This window comes from Microbacterium sp., assembly GCF_047606385.1.
GTDB lineage: Bacteria > Actinomycetota > Actinomycetes > Actinomycetales > Microbacteriaceae > Microbacterium.
In genome coordinates, this window is the sequence record NZ_JASGEL010000075.1 from 1 (window position 1) to 12,636 (window position 12,636).

Below are 12,636 nucleotides of genomic sequence, written 5' to 3' on the forward strand. Positions count from 1 at the left end.
CGCCGTCTGCCCGCCGCCTCCGCTCGACGCCGGGCCGTGGGGGTGGCCGCCCGCGGAGCCGATCCTGACGCTGCGCCCGGGCCCGCGGGCCGGGTGGTTCAGCGCGGCCGCGCACCGGATGCTGACGGACGCGATCTGGACCGTCACCGCGGACGCCGACCGGGTCGGCATCCGCCTCGACGGTCCGGTCCTCACGCGCACGGACCACGGCGAGCTGCCCAGCGAGGGCATGGTGCCGGGTGCGCTCCAGGTGCCGCCGGCCGGGCGTCCGGTCATCCTCCTCGCCGACGGGCCGGTCACCGGCGGCTACCCCGTCATCGCCGTCGTCGACGACGCGTCGTTGGACGCGCTCGCCCAGGCCGCGCCGGGCACCCGCATCCGCTTCCGCACCGGCTGAGGGCGGCACGCGCGGGTTATACCGCAGCATCCGAAAGTCGTCAAGAATCCGACTGGACATTGGTCATCGGATGCCGTACTGTTGGTAGTTGCGCTCTGAATCCCCCTGTCTTCATATGGTGGTCGGCTGTGCGTGCGTGCCCCCGCAGATCGCGGCGTGCGGCATTCACGCTCCGGGGAGGATCGAGCACTCCACCCTGACGACAAGGAACGAGCCCCGCCCGGGCCCATGGAGGTTATCCCCTTGGCTGCTGCGCCGAACGCATCCACTCCCGCCACCCCCAAGAACGGACGCGGAGCATCGCGTCTCTCGTTCGCCAAGATCACCGACACCCTCACGGTCCCCGATCTGCTCGCGCTGCAGACCGAGTCCTTCGACTGGCTCGTCGCCAACGACGCGTGGAAGGCGCGGGTCGAGCAGGCCAAGGCCGAGGGCCGCACCGACGTGCCGGAGATCAGCGGGCTGGAAGAGATCTTCGAGGAGATCTCGCCCATCGAAGACCTCAGCGAGACGATGCAGCTGAGCTTCACCAACCCCTACCTCGAGCCCGAGAAGTACACGATCGAGGAGTGCAAGGACCGCGGCAAGACCTACTCCGCCCCGCTGTACGTCGAGGCCGAGTTCATGAACCACCAGACGGGTGAGATCAAGACCCAGACGGTGTTCATGGGCGACTTCCCGCTGCAGACCGACAAGGGCACGTTCATCATCAACGGCACCGAGCGTGTCGTGGTCTCGCAGCTGGTCCGCAGCCCGGGCGTGTACTTCGACCGCGTGGCCGACAAGACCAGCGACAAGGACATCGTCTCGGCGCGCATCATCCCCAGCCGCGGCGCCTGGCTCGAGTTCGAGATCGACAAGCGCGACCAGGTGGGCGTGCGCATCGACCGCAAGCGCAAGCAGTCGGTCACCGTGTTCCTGAAGGCGCTGGGGCTCTCCTCCGAGGACATCCTGAACGAGTTCGCCGGCTTCGCCTCGATCGAGGAGACCCTGGAGAAGGACACGATCCTCACCAAGGAGGACGCGCTCCGCGACATCTACCGCAAGCTCCGCCCGGGCGAGCAGGTGGCCGCCGAGGCCGCCCGTGCGCTGCTGGACAACTTCTACTTCTCGCCCAAGCGCTACGACCTCGCCAAGGTCGGCCGCTACAAGATCAACCAGAAGCTGGGCCTGGACGGCTCGCTCACCGAGTCGGTGCTGACCACCTCCGACATCGTCGCCACCATCAAGTACCTGGTGCGCCTGCACCGCGGCGACGCGACCTTCTCCGGGCTCCGGGGCGGCCAGCCCGCCGAGATCCGCATCGACGTCGACGACATCGACAACTTCGGCAACCGCCGCATCCGCGCGGTCGGCGAGCTCATCCAGAACCAGGTGCGCACCGGTCTGTCCCGCATGGAGCGCGTGGTCCGCGAGCGCATGACCACGCAGGACATCGAGGCGATCACCCCGCAGACCCTGATCAACGTGCGCCCCGTCGTGGCCGCGATCAAGGAGTTCTTCGGCACCTCGCAGCTGTCGCAGTTCATGGACCAGAACAACCCGCTCGCGGGTCTGACCCACAAGCGCCGCCTGTCGGCGCTGGGCCCCGGCGGTCTGTCGCGTGAGCGCGCCGGCGTCGAGGTCCGCGACGTCCACCCCTCGCACTACGGCCGCATGTGCCCGATCGAGACGCCGGAAGGCCCGAACATCGGCCTGATCGGCTCGCTCGCGACCTTCGCGCGCATCAACGCGTTCGGCTTCATCGAGACGCCGTACCGCAAGGTCGTCGACGGCCGGGTCACCGACCAGATCGACTACCTGACCGCCGGCGAGGAGAACGACTTCATCGTCGCGCAGGCCGGCGCCGAGCTGGATGCGAGCGGCAAGTTCGTGAACGACCGCGTGCTGGCCCGTCGCGGCCAGGGCGGCGAGGTCGACCTCTTCCACTCGGAGGAGATCGGCTACATGGACGTCTCCCCGCGCCAGATGGTGTCGGTGGCGACCTCCCTCATCCCGTTCCTCGAGCACGACGACGCCAATCGCGCCCTCATGGGCGCGAACATGCAGCGTCAGGCGGTGCCGCTGGTGCGGGCCGAGTCGCCGCTGGTCGGCACCGGCATGGAGGGCTACGCCGCGGTCGACGCGGGCGAGGTCACCGTCGCCGCCCGGTCGGGCGTCGTCAGCGAGGTCTCGGCGGACGCCGTGACCGTCATGACCGACGACGGCGACTACGACCACTACTTCCTGGGCAAGTTCGAGCGCTCCAACCAGGGCAACTCGTACAACCAGCGCGTGGTCGTCTCGCAGGGCGAGCGCATCGAGGCCGGCGAGGTCATCGCCGACGGCCCGGCGACGGAGAACGGCGAGCTCGCGCTCGGCAAGAACCTCCTCGTCGCGTTCATGACGTGGGAAGGCCACAACTTCGAGGACGCCATCATCCTCAGCCAGGATCTCGTCAAGGACGACACCCTCTCCTCGATCCACATCGAGGAGTACGAGGTGGATGCCCGCGACACCAAGCTCGGCAAGGAGGAGATCACCCGTGACCTCCCCAACGTCAGCCCCGACCTGCTGAAGGACCTCGACGAGCGCGGCATCGTGCGCATCGGCGCCGAGGTGCGTCCCGGCGACATCCTCGTCGGCAAGGTCACGCCCAAGGGCGAGACCGAGCTGAGCGCCGAGGAGCGGCTGCTGCGCGCGATCTTCAACGAGAAGAGCCGCGAGGTCCGCGACACCTCGCTGAAGGTGCCGCACGGCGAGCGCGGCACGGTCATCGCGGTCAAGGAGTTCAACGCCGAGGACGGCGACGACGAGCTCGGCAGCGGCGTCAACCGCCGCGTCGTGGTCTTCATCGCCCAGAAGCGCAAGATCACCGAGGGCGACAAGCTCGCCGGCCGCCACGGCAACAAGGGCGTCATCGCCAAGATCCTCCCGATCGAGGACATGCCCTTCCTCGCCGATGGCACGCCGGTGGACGTCATCCTGAACCCGCTCGGCATCCCGGGCCGGATGAACTTCGGCCAGGTGCTCGAGACCCACCTCGGATGGATCGCCAAGCAGGGCTGGAAGGTCGAGGGGACGCCGGAGTGGGCCGCGCAGCTGCCCGCCGGCGCCCGCGAGGCCGCCCCCGGCACGAAGGTCGCGACCCCCGTGTTCGACGGCGCCTTCGAGGAGGAGATCGTGGGCCTGCTGGACTCCACGACCCCGAACCGCGACGGCGAGCGCCTGATCGGCGGCAGCGGCAAGACGACGCTGTTCGACGGCCGCACCGGCGAGCCGTTCCCGGCTCCGATCTCGGTCGGCTACATGTACATCCTGAAGCTGCACCACCTGGTCGACGACAAGATCCACGCCCGCTCGACCGGCCCCTACTCGATGATCACGCAGCAGCCCCTGGGCGGTAAGGCCCAGTTCGGCGGCCAGCGGTTCGGCGAGATGGAGGTGTGGGCGCTGGAGGCTTACGGCGCCGCGTACGCGCTGCAGGAGCTCCTCACGATCAAGTCGGACGACATCCTCGGCCGCGTCAAGGTGTACGAGGCGATCGTCAAGGGCGAGAACATCCAGGAGCCCGGCATCCCGGAGTCGTTCAAGGTGCTCATGAAGGAGATGCAGTCGCTCTGCCTGAACGTCGAGGTGCTCTCCGCCGACGGCACCGCGGTCAACCTCCGCGACACGGATGACGACGCCTTCCGCGCGGCGGAGGAGCTTGGCATCAACATCTCCAGCCGCTTCGAGTCCTCGTCCATCGACGAGATCTGACCCGGCCGATATTCGCGACTACGCAAGACACAGGAGAACCAGTGCTCGACGCAACCACGTTCGATGAGCTTCGTATCGGTCTGGCCACCGCCGACGACATCCGTCGTTGGTCCTTCGGCGAGGTCAAGAAGCCCGAGACCATCAACTACCGCACGCTGAAGCCGGAGAAGGACGGCCTGTTCGGCGAGCAGATCTTCGGCCCCTCCCGCGACTGGGAGTGCGCCTGCGGCAAGTACAAGCGCGTCCGCTTCAAGGGCATCGTCTGCGAGCGCTGCGGCGTGGAGGTCACCAAGAGCTCCGTCCGCCGCGAGCGCATGGGCCACATCGAGCTCGCCGCGCCCGTCACCCACATCTGGTACTTCAAGGGCGTGCCCTCGCGCCTCGGGTACCTGCTCGACATGGCGCCGAAGGACCTCGAGAAGGTCATCTACTTCGCCGCCTACATGGTGATCTCGGTCGACGAGGAGGCCCGCCACCGCGACCTCCCCACGCACGAGCAGAACCTGCGCCTGGAGATCAAGAACCTCGGCGACCGCCGCGACGCCCGTGTGGCCACGCGTCTGGCCGCGCTGGAGGAGGAGCTCGCCGGGCTCGAGGCGGAGGGCGCCAAGGCCGACGCGAAGAAGAAGGTCAAGGACGCCGCCGAGAAGGAGATGGCGCAGATCCGCAAGAACGCGGACGAGCAGATCGGCCGTCTCGAGCGCGTGTGGGAGGACTTCCGCACCCTCGAGGTGGGCCAGCTCAAGGCGGAGGACGAGGTCTTCAACGAGCTCGTCGACCGCTTCGGACAGTACTTCGAGGCCCACATGGGCGCCGAGTCCATCAAGCGCCGCCTGGAGGCGTTCGACCTGCAGGCCGAGGCGGACTCGCTGCACCTGCAGATCTCGGAGGGCAAGGGCCAGCGCAAGATCCGTGCGATCAAGCGCCTCAAGGTCGTCAACTCGTTCCTCACGACCGGCATGAGCCCGGCCTCGATGGTGCTCGACGTGGTCCCGGTGATCCCGCCGGAGCTGCGCCCGATGGTCCAGCTCGACGGCGGCCGTTTCGCCACCAGCGACCTGAACGACCTGTACCGCCGCGTGATCAACCGCAACAACCGTCTGCGCCGCCTGATCGACCTCGGCGCCCCCGAGATCATCGTCAACAACGAGAAGCGGATGCTGCAGGAGGCCGTCGACGCGCTGTTCGACAACGGCCGCCGCGGCCGCCCGGTCACGGGCACCGGCAACCGGGCGCTGAAGTCGCTGAGCGACATGCTCAAGGGCAAGCAGGGCCGGTTCCGCCAGAACCTGCTCGGCAAGCGCGTGGACTACTCGGGTCGTTCGGTGATCATCGTGGGCCCGCAGCTCAAGCTCCACCAGTGCGGTCTGCCCAAGGAGATGGCGCTCGAGCTGTTCAAGCCGTTCGTGATCAAGCGCCTGATCGACCTCGGCCACTCGCAGAACATCAAGGCGGCCAAGCGCGCCGTGGAGCGCACCCGTCCCGAGGTGTGGGACGTGCTCGAGGAGATCATCCGCGAGCGTCCGGTGCTGCTCAACCGTGCGCCCACGCTGCACCGCCTGGGCATCCAGGCGTTCGAGCCGCAGCTGGTCGAGGGCAAGGCCATCCAGCTCCACCCGCTCGTGTGCGCGGCGTTCAACGCCGACTTCGACGGCGACCAGATGGCCGTGCACCTGCCGCTGTCGGTCGAGGCGCAGGCCGAGGCCCGCATCCTGATGCTCGCCTCGAACAACATCCTGAAGCCGTCCGACGGCCGCCCGGTGACCCTGCCCTCGCAGGACATGATCATCGGTCTGCACCACCTGACGACCCTCAAGGACGGCGCGCTCGGCGAGGGTCGCGTCTTCGGCTCGGTCGGCGAGGCGATCCTGGCCAAGGACGAGGGGACCCTCGACCTGCAGGCCAAGGTCCGCATCCGCGTTCCCGGTCTCACCTTCCTCGAGGGCGAGGCGCCGGAGGGCTACGAGCGTCACGGCCTCGTGGACGCGTCGCTGGGTCAGGCGATCTTCAACGACACGCTGCCCAAGGGCTACCCGTTCGTGCGTGAGCAGGCGGACAAGGGCAAGCTGTCGCAGATCGTGAACAAGCTGGCCGAGGAGTACCCGAAGGTGGAGGTCGCGGCCTCTCTCGACCGGATCAAGGACGCCGGCTTCTACTGGGCCACCCGTTCGGGTGTCACGGTGGCGCTCAGCGACATCCTGACCCCGCCGAGCAAGCCTGAGATCATCGCCGGCTACGAGAAGCAGGCCGCGAAGGTCCAGGCGCAGTACGAGAAGGGTCTGACCACGGATGCGGAGCGCCGCACCGAGCTGATCAAGATCTGGACCGAGGCCACCGACGAGGTGCAGGCCGCCATGCGCGCCAACTTCCCGGAGGACAACACCATCAACCGCATGGTGAGCTCGGGCGCCCGAGGCAACTGGCTGCAGATCCGGAACATCGCCGGTATGCGCGGCCTGGTGAACAACCCGAAGGGTGAGATCATCGCCCGTCCGATCATCTCCTCGTACCGCGAGGGGCTGAGCGTGGCGGAGTACTTCATCGCGACGCACGGTGCCCGCAAGGGTCTGGCCGACACGGCGCTGCGCACCGCCGACTCGGGCTACCTGACCCGGCGCCTGGTCGACGTCTCGCAGGACGTCATCATCCGCGAGGAGGACTGCGGCACGAGCAAGGGCCTCGAGCTGCCGATCGCGGCGCTGGACGCCGCGGGCGTGCTGGTCAAGGACCCGAACGTCGAGAACTCGGTGTTCGCGCGCACCCTGGCCGCCGATGTGGTCGACGCGTCCGGTGCGGTGCTGGCCGCCGCGGGCGACGACGTGGGCGACGTGCTCATCAACAAGCTCGTCGAGGGCGGCATCGAGACCATCAAGGTCCGTTCGGTGCTCACCTGCGACTCGGCCGTCGGCGTCTGCGCGCAGTGCTACGGACGGTCGCTCGCGACCGGCAAGACCGTCGACATCGGCGAGGCCGTGGGCATCATCGCGGCCCAGTCGATCGGCGAGCCCGGCACGCAGCTGACGATGCGCACGTTCCACACCGGTGGCTCGGCGTCCGCCGAGGACATCACCCAGGGTCTGCCGCGTGTGCAGGAGCTGTTCGAGGCGCGCACCCCGAAGGGGTCCTCGCCGATCGCGGACGCGACCGGCCGGATCACGATCGAGGAGACCGAGAAGCAGAAGAAGGTCATCCTCACGCCCGACAACGGCGACGAGCCGCACGTCTACCCGGTGCTCAAGCGCGCCACCCTCCTCGTCGAGGACGGCCAGCACGTCGAGGTCGGCCAGCCGCTGCAGGTCGGCACGCTGGACCCGAAGGAGATCATGCGCGTGCAGGGCGCGCGCGAGGTGCAGAAGTACCTCGTGGGCGGCGTGCAGGGCGTGTACCGCTCGCAGGGCGTGCCGATCCACGACAAGCACATCGAGGTCATCGTGCGCCAGATGCTGCGCAAGGTCACCGTCGTCGACCACGGCGAGACCGAGCTGCTGCCCGGCGAGATGGTCGACTCGCGTCGGTTCATCGACATCAACCGTGCCGCCGTGGCAGAGGGCAAGCGCCCCGCGTCCGGTCGCCCGGAGCTGATGGGCATCACGAAGGCGTCGCTCGCGACCGAGTCGTGGCTGTCGGCGGCGTCGTTCCAGGAGACGACGCGCGTGCTGACGCAGGCCGCGATGGAGGGCAAGCGCGACCCGCTCGTGGGCCTGAAGGAGAACGTGATCATCGGAAAGCTGATCCCCGCCGGCACCGGTCTCGCGAAGTACCGCAACGTCACGGTGGAGGCCACCGAGGAGGCCAAGAGCGAGCGGTACCCCAACCGCATCTTCGCCTCGGACGGTGCGTACAGCGATGCCGACCTGAGCTACGTCGACTTCGACAGCTTCTCGACGGACGACTTCACGCCCGGCACCTACAACTGACCCGGATACCCGCCGAAGCCCCGACCGCGCCATGCGGCCGGGGCTTCGGCGTCCCTAGCGTGTCCCACTTCGGCGCGGTTCATGTCCCACTTCGGCGCGGTATGGTGCTCTCATTCCGCGCCGAAGTGGGACATGGTCGGTCTGCGGCGGGCGAGGCACCCTCGCACAGACGGATGACGAGGTGCACAGGGCGCCCGCTCAGGTCGGCGACCTACGGTGGAGCGCATGCGGTTGGCGGTGGACGAGTCCGGGGCCGGTGAACGGTGCGCCGTGCTCGTGCACGGGATCATGTCGGACTCGCGGGCCTGGCACCGTGTGCGGGCCGATCTCGAGGAGCAGGGCTATCGCGTGATCGCCGTCGACCTCGCCGGCCACGGCCGCAGCCCCCGCGCCCGCCGGTACTCGCCGACCGCGTGGGCCGACGACGTCGCCGAGACCGTCGCGCCGCTGCTCGATCGTGAGCCGGACGTCATCGTCGGCCATTCCCTCGGCGCACTGGTCGCGAGCATCGTCGCCGAGCGTCTCGCCGCCCGGGCCACGATCTACGTCGACCCGGCCTTCGCCTTCCCCCGCGGCGCCCGGGGCCTCGTCTACAAGCTCGCGTTCGGCCTCATGCCCCGGCCGGGGCGCCGGATGCTGGCACGCATGAACCCGAAGTGGGCCGCGGAGGACGTCGAGCTCGAGACCGCCTCGGTGCGCGCCTGGGACCGGCGCACCGTTCTCGGCCTCGCCGACACGCGCGTGCTCGCCCCGCCGCGCGTGGTGCGCGTCCCGAGCCTGGTGATCCTCGCGGAGAAGAGCCTGCTGATCACCCAGGAGGTGCGCACGCGGCTGCAGTACCACGGCATGACCGTGACGATGCTGCCCGGCTCCGGGCACACCGTGTTCCGCGACGACCACGCCGGCTTCATGCGGCTGGTCACCGGGTGGCTGGCCCAGGCGCTGCCCGCGCGCATCTGAGCGCGGCTGCGAGGATGGAGGGATGAGCCTGCCCGACCTCGATCCGAGTCCCGATATCCGCCTCGTCGCCGTCGACATGGACGGCACCCTGCTGGACGCCGACGGCCGCGTCCCCGACGGGCTCTGGCCGCTGCTGACCGTCTTCGCGCAGCGCGGCATCCTGTTCGCCCCCGCCAGCGGACGTCAGTACGCGACGCTGCGGCGCGAGTTCGGCGACCACGGCGACGACATGGTCTTCATCGCCGAGAACGGCACCTTCGTCGTCCGGCACGACGAAGAGCTCAGCTCGGACGTCATCGACCCCGCCGTCGTCGCCGACGTCGTCGCGACCGTGCGCGGACTGCGGCACGACGTCGGCGTGGTGCTGTGCGGCAAGCGCTCGGCCTACATCGAGCGCACCGACGAGGCGTTCCGCGCCGAGGCCGACCGGTACTACGTCCAGCTGCGCCAGGTCGCCGGCCTCGACCTGGTCGACGACGAGATCCTGAAGGTCGCCGTGTTCGACTTCGGCAGCGCGGAGCGGGACACGGCTCCCGCCCTCGCCGGGATCGCCGCCACGCACCAGGTGGTCGTCTCCGGCGAGCACTGGGTCGACGTCATGAACCCCGGCGTCAACAAGGGCGAGGCGCTGCGCCGGCTGCAGCGCCTGCTCGGCATCGCGCCGGCGCAGACCGTCGTGTTCGGCGACTACCTGAACGATCTCGAGCTGATGGATGCCGCCGACCACTCCTTCGCGATGGCCAACGCCCACCCGCTCGTCGCGGCGCGGGCACGGCACCGCGCGCCGTCGAACGCGGAGCACGGCGTCGTCCGGGTGCTCGAGCGGCTGCTGGGCTGACCGTGCGGGTGCAGGATGGGGACATGGTCACGATTCCCACGGTCACCCTCAACGACGGCACCGCGTTCCCCCAGCTCGGCCTCGGCACCTACCAGCTCGACGGCGCCGACGGTGCGGACGCGGTGCTCGCCGCGATCGGGAACGGCTACCGGCTGCTGGACACGGCGGTCAACTACGGCAACGAGGACGCCGTGGGCGCCGCCGTGCGCCGCAGCGACATCGACCGCGACGAGATCATCGTCGCGACGAAGGTGCCCGGCCGCGACCACGGCTACCACGAGACGATCCGCAGCGCGCAGGGGTCGCTCGCCCGGCTCGGGCTGGACCGCATCGACCTGTACCTCATCCACTGGCCCAACCCCCGGGTGGACAAGTACGTCGACACGTGGCGTGCCATGATCGCGCTGCAGGAGGAGGGCACGGTCACCTCGATCGGCGTCTCGAACTTCACCGAGGGGATGCTGACGCGCCTCATCGACGAGACCGGCGTCGTCCCGGCCGTCAACCAGGTCGAGATGCACCCGTACTTCCCGCAGACCGCGTTGCGGGCCTTCCACGAGCGCAACGACATCCGTACCGAGAGCTGGAGCCCGCTCGCTCGCCGCAGCGAGCTGCTGGCCGAGCAGGCCGTCGCCGACGCCGCCGCGCGCCACGAGGTCTCGCCCACCCAGGCGGTGCTGCGCTGGCACGTACAGCTCGGCTCGACGCCCATCCCGAAGTCCGCCGATCCGTCGCGTCAGCGGGAGAACGCGGAGGTCTTCGGCTTCTCGCTGTCGGACGCGGAGGTCGCGGAGATCTCCCGCCTCGAGCGGGGGCGGCTGTGGGACGGCGATCCCGAGGTCCATGAGGAGTTCTGAGCCGGGGGCGATCATGCCGACCGAGATCGAGCACTCCCGGGACGCGCCGGACGGCGCACGGCTCCGCGGCGCGGAGCGGCTGATCTGGCGCTCTCCGGCGGTCGATCACCTCGACCTGCGCGACGCCCGGTTGCGGAGCGTGACCGTCGACGGGATCCGCGGCCCGCTGACCCTCCGTCTGCCTCCCACCGTCGAGCACCTCTCCCTCACGGGACAGCTGGAGTCGACCCGGCTGGACGTCTCGCCCGACGCCGCTCTCCTGGTCCAGCTCTGGGGCGACGTCGGCGAGGGGATGCCGGCCGGGCTGACCCCGGCGACGAGCCTCGAGATCAGCGACAGCTCCCGCGTCGATCTCTCCCCGCTGCGGACGATGAGCGCACTGCGCGAGCTGACGGTGCGCAATGTTCCCGGTCCCGTCACCGGATGCGCCGCCATCGCCGCCGCGTCCGCGCTGGAACGCATCGCGTTCATGCGGTGCTACGACATCGACGCCGCGGCGTTCCCGCCGTACACGGCGCTGCCCCGTCTCACCTGGATCTCCTTCGACGACGTCAGCTCCGCCGACGCGAAGCTCCTCCGTCTGCGCATCGACGGCTTCTGGAACGGGCACGTGCGCCATCCCCGTTCGCCGCGATGGCTGCGGGCCAACGACGACAACCCCTTCCGCACCTGGGAGGACGACGATCCGGCCCTGGGGCACGCGGCCACGGCGCTCTGGCGGCGCGCGCGAGCCCGGCTCCGGCATCCGGCGGCGACCGCCGACGACGAGCTCGTCGTCCGGCAGCTCGCCGATGCCCTCGACCGGCTGTCCGAGGAGCGTCCGTTCGACACTCTGCGTCGTGAGCAGGCGAGCGGTGCCGTCCAGGACCTCGCCAGAGAGTCCCTCGGGCCCGACGACCCGCTCATGCGCTGGGAGACCGCGTGACGGTGCGCTACAGCTGCGCGCCGTCGTCGTCGCGATCGTAGATGCCGACGTTGCGGCCGCGCCACGACTCGTAGGCGATGGCCCAGCCGATCGAGACGATGAAGGCGAGGAGCAGGCCGAGCCAGATGTTGCCCAGGAGCGCGCCGACGAGGATGCCGATGCCGAAGAGCACCACCGTGCCGAGGATCCAGGTGGTGCGGCCGTGCGGCCAGCCGGTGCGCGTTTCTGACATGGCTCCAGCGTAGGGGGCTCACCGGTCGCGATGGTCCTCCGGATGCAGGCGCGCGCCGCGGCGGGGCTCCTGAGCCCCGCTCGCCGCGATGAGCCGGATCACGCGCTGCCGATGCCCCGGCCACGCGGCCAGCAACGCCAGCATCCCCTCGTCGTCGGTGCGGCTGCCGGCGAGGGCATGACCCACGTGATGGGCGAGGTGGTAGTCGCCGACGCTGACGGCGTCGGGGTCGCCGTAGGCGCGGATGCGGGTCTCCGCCGAGGTCCACGGCCCCACGCCCGGCAGCGACCGCAGCACGGCGTCGCGGTCGGAGGGGCGCTCGTCGAGGGCGCGCACGAGGGACTCGCCGCGGGTCGCCGCCTGCACGGCGGTGCGGGACTGCGGCGGCTCGAGACCGGCGCGATGCCACGCCCACGACGGGATGCGACGCCAGCCCGCCGTGCTCGGCGGCGCGAACATGGGCCGCGGCGTCGGGCCCGGGGCGCGGTCGCCGTGCCACGTCAGGATGCGGCGCCATGCACCGAAGGCCTGCAGCCCGGTGACCTTCTGCTCGAACACGGCGCCGACGAGGGCGTCGAAGACGAGGTCGGTGCGGCTCAGGCGCAGTCCCGGATGGCGGTGGTGCGACGCGGCGACGAGCGGATGCGGCGAGGCGTCGAACCCGTCGAGGTCATCCGCCGCGCCGCACAGCGCCGGCAGCTGGTCGAGGGCCCACTCGGCCCCGGGCCCCCACGCGGCGGCACGGACGCCGTCGCGGCTCGCGCGCAGC

Annotated in this window: 9 protein-coding genes; 7 read left to right on the forward strand and 2 right to left on the reverse strand. The window is 69.9% G+C overall.

Going from position 1 to position 12,636, the window contains the following annotated elements; all coding sequences use genetic code 11:
- The 7 genes from QM626_RS07105 to QM626_RS07135 form a co-directional block, all read left to right on the forward strand.
- On the forward strand, nucleotides 1–397 hold a 397-nt coding region (locus QM626_RS07105; RefSeq protein ID WP_415075430.1), incomplete at its 5' end, for a biotin-dependent carboxyltransferase family protein.
- A gap of 243 nt (nucleotides 398–640) precedes the next feature.
- Entirely contained in the window at nucleotides 641–4,138 is a 3,498-nt protein-coding gene (locus QM626_RS07110) for a DNA-directed RNA polymerase subunit beta (protein WP_415075432.1), read from the forward strand.
- 41 nt (nucleotides 4,139–4,179) lie between these two features.
- A complete protein-coding gene (locus QM626_RS07115) occupies nucleotides 4,180–8,055 on the forward strand; it encodes a DNA-directed RNA polymerase subunit beta' (RefSeq protein ID WP_415075434.1) in 3,876 nt (1,291 codons plus the stop codon).
- A gap of 225 nt (nucleotides 8,056–8,280) precedes the next feature.
- On the forward strand, nucleotides 8,281–9,015 hold the full coding sequence (locus tag QM626_RS07120) for an alpha/beta fold hydrolase (protein WP_415075436.1): 735 nt from the start codon (nucleotides 8,281–8,283) through the stop codon (nucleotides 9,013–9,015).
- A gap of 22 nt (nucleotides 9,016–9,037) precedes the next feature.
- Nucleotides 9,038–9,853 carry a Cof-type HAD-IIB family hydrolase gene (locus QM626_RS07125; RefSeq protein WP_415075438.1) on the forward strand — a complete coding sequence of 272 codons (816 nt, stop codon included), beginning with the start codon at nucleotides 9,038–9,040 and terminating at the stop codon, nucleotides 9,851–9,853.
- A 23-nt stretch (nucleotides 9,854–9,876) separates the two neighbouring features.
- Nucleotides 9,877–10,710: an aldo/keto reductase gene (locus tag QM626_RS07130; RefSeq protein ID WP_415075440.1), complete on the forward strand. Its 834-nt coding sequence runs from the start codon at nucleotides 9,877–9,879 to the stop codon at nucleotides 10,708–10,710.
- A gap of 13 nt (nucleotides 10,711–10,723) precedes the next feature.
- The gene (locus QM626_RS07135; protein WP_415075442.1) at nucleotides 10,724–11,635 is read left to right on the forward strand and encodes a hypothetical protein; all 912 of its coding nucleotides are present in this window, start codon (nucleotides 10,724–10,726) and stop codon (nucleotides 11,633–11,635) included.
- A gap of 7 nt (nucleotides 11,636–11,642) precedes the next feature.
- Here QM626_RS07135 and QM626_RS07140 read toward each other — a convergent pair whose 3' ends face one another.
- Both QM626_RS07140 and QM626_RS07145 read right to left on the reverse strand, forming a co-directional pair.
- The gene (locus QM626_RS07140) at nucleotides 11,643–11,867 is read right to left on the reverse strand and encodes a hypothetical protein (protein ID WP_415075444.1); all 225 of its coding nucleotides are present in this window, start codon (nucleotides 11,865–11,867) and stop codon (nucleotides 11,643–11,645) included.
- 18 nt (nucleotides 11,868–11,885) lie between these two features.
- On the reverse strand, nucleotides 11,886–12,636 hold a 751-nt coding region (locus QM626_RS07145; protein ID WP_415075446.1), incomplete at its 5' end, for a DNA-3-methyladenine glycosylase family protein.

Bases quoted from the DNA above. Each gene is read 5' to 3' on its own strand.
- QM626_RS07140 (WP_415075444.1), bottom strand. From the start codon at position 11,867: ATGTCAGAAACGCGCACCGGCTGGCCGCACGGCCGCACCACCTGGATC.
- QM626_RS07125 (WP_415075438.1), top strand. From the start codon at position 9,038: ATGAGCCTGCCCGACCTCGATCCGAGTCCCGATATCCGCCTCGTCGCC.
- QM626_RS07130 (WP_415075440.1), top strand. From the start codon at position 9,877: ATGGTCACGATTCCCACGGTCACCCTCAACGACGGCACCGCGTTCCCC.
- QM626_RS07135 (WP_415075442.1), top strand. From the start codon at position 10,724: ATGCCGACCGAGATCGAGCACTCCCGGGACGCGCCGGACGGCGCACGG.
- QM626_RS07120 (WP_415075436.1), top strand. From the start codon at position 8,281: ATGCGGTTGGCGGTGGACGAGTCCGGGGCCGGTGAACGGTGCGCCGTG.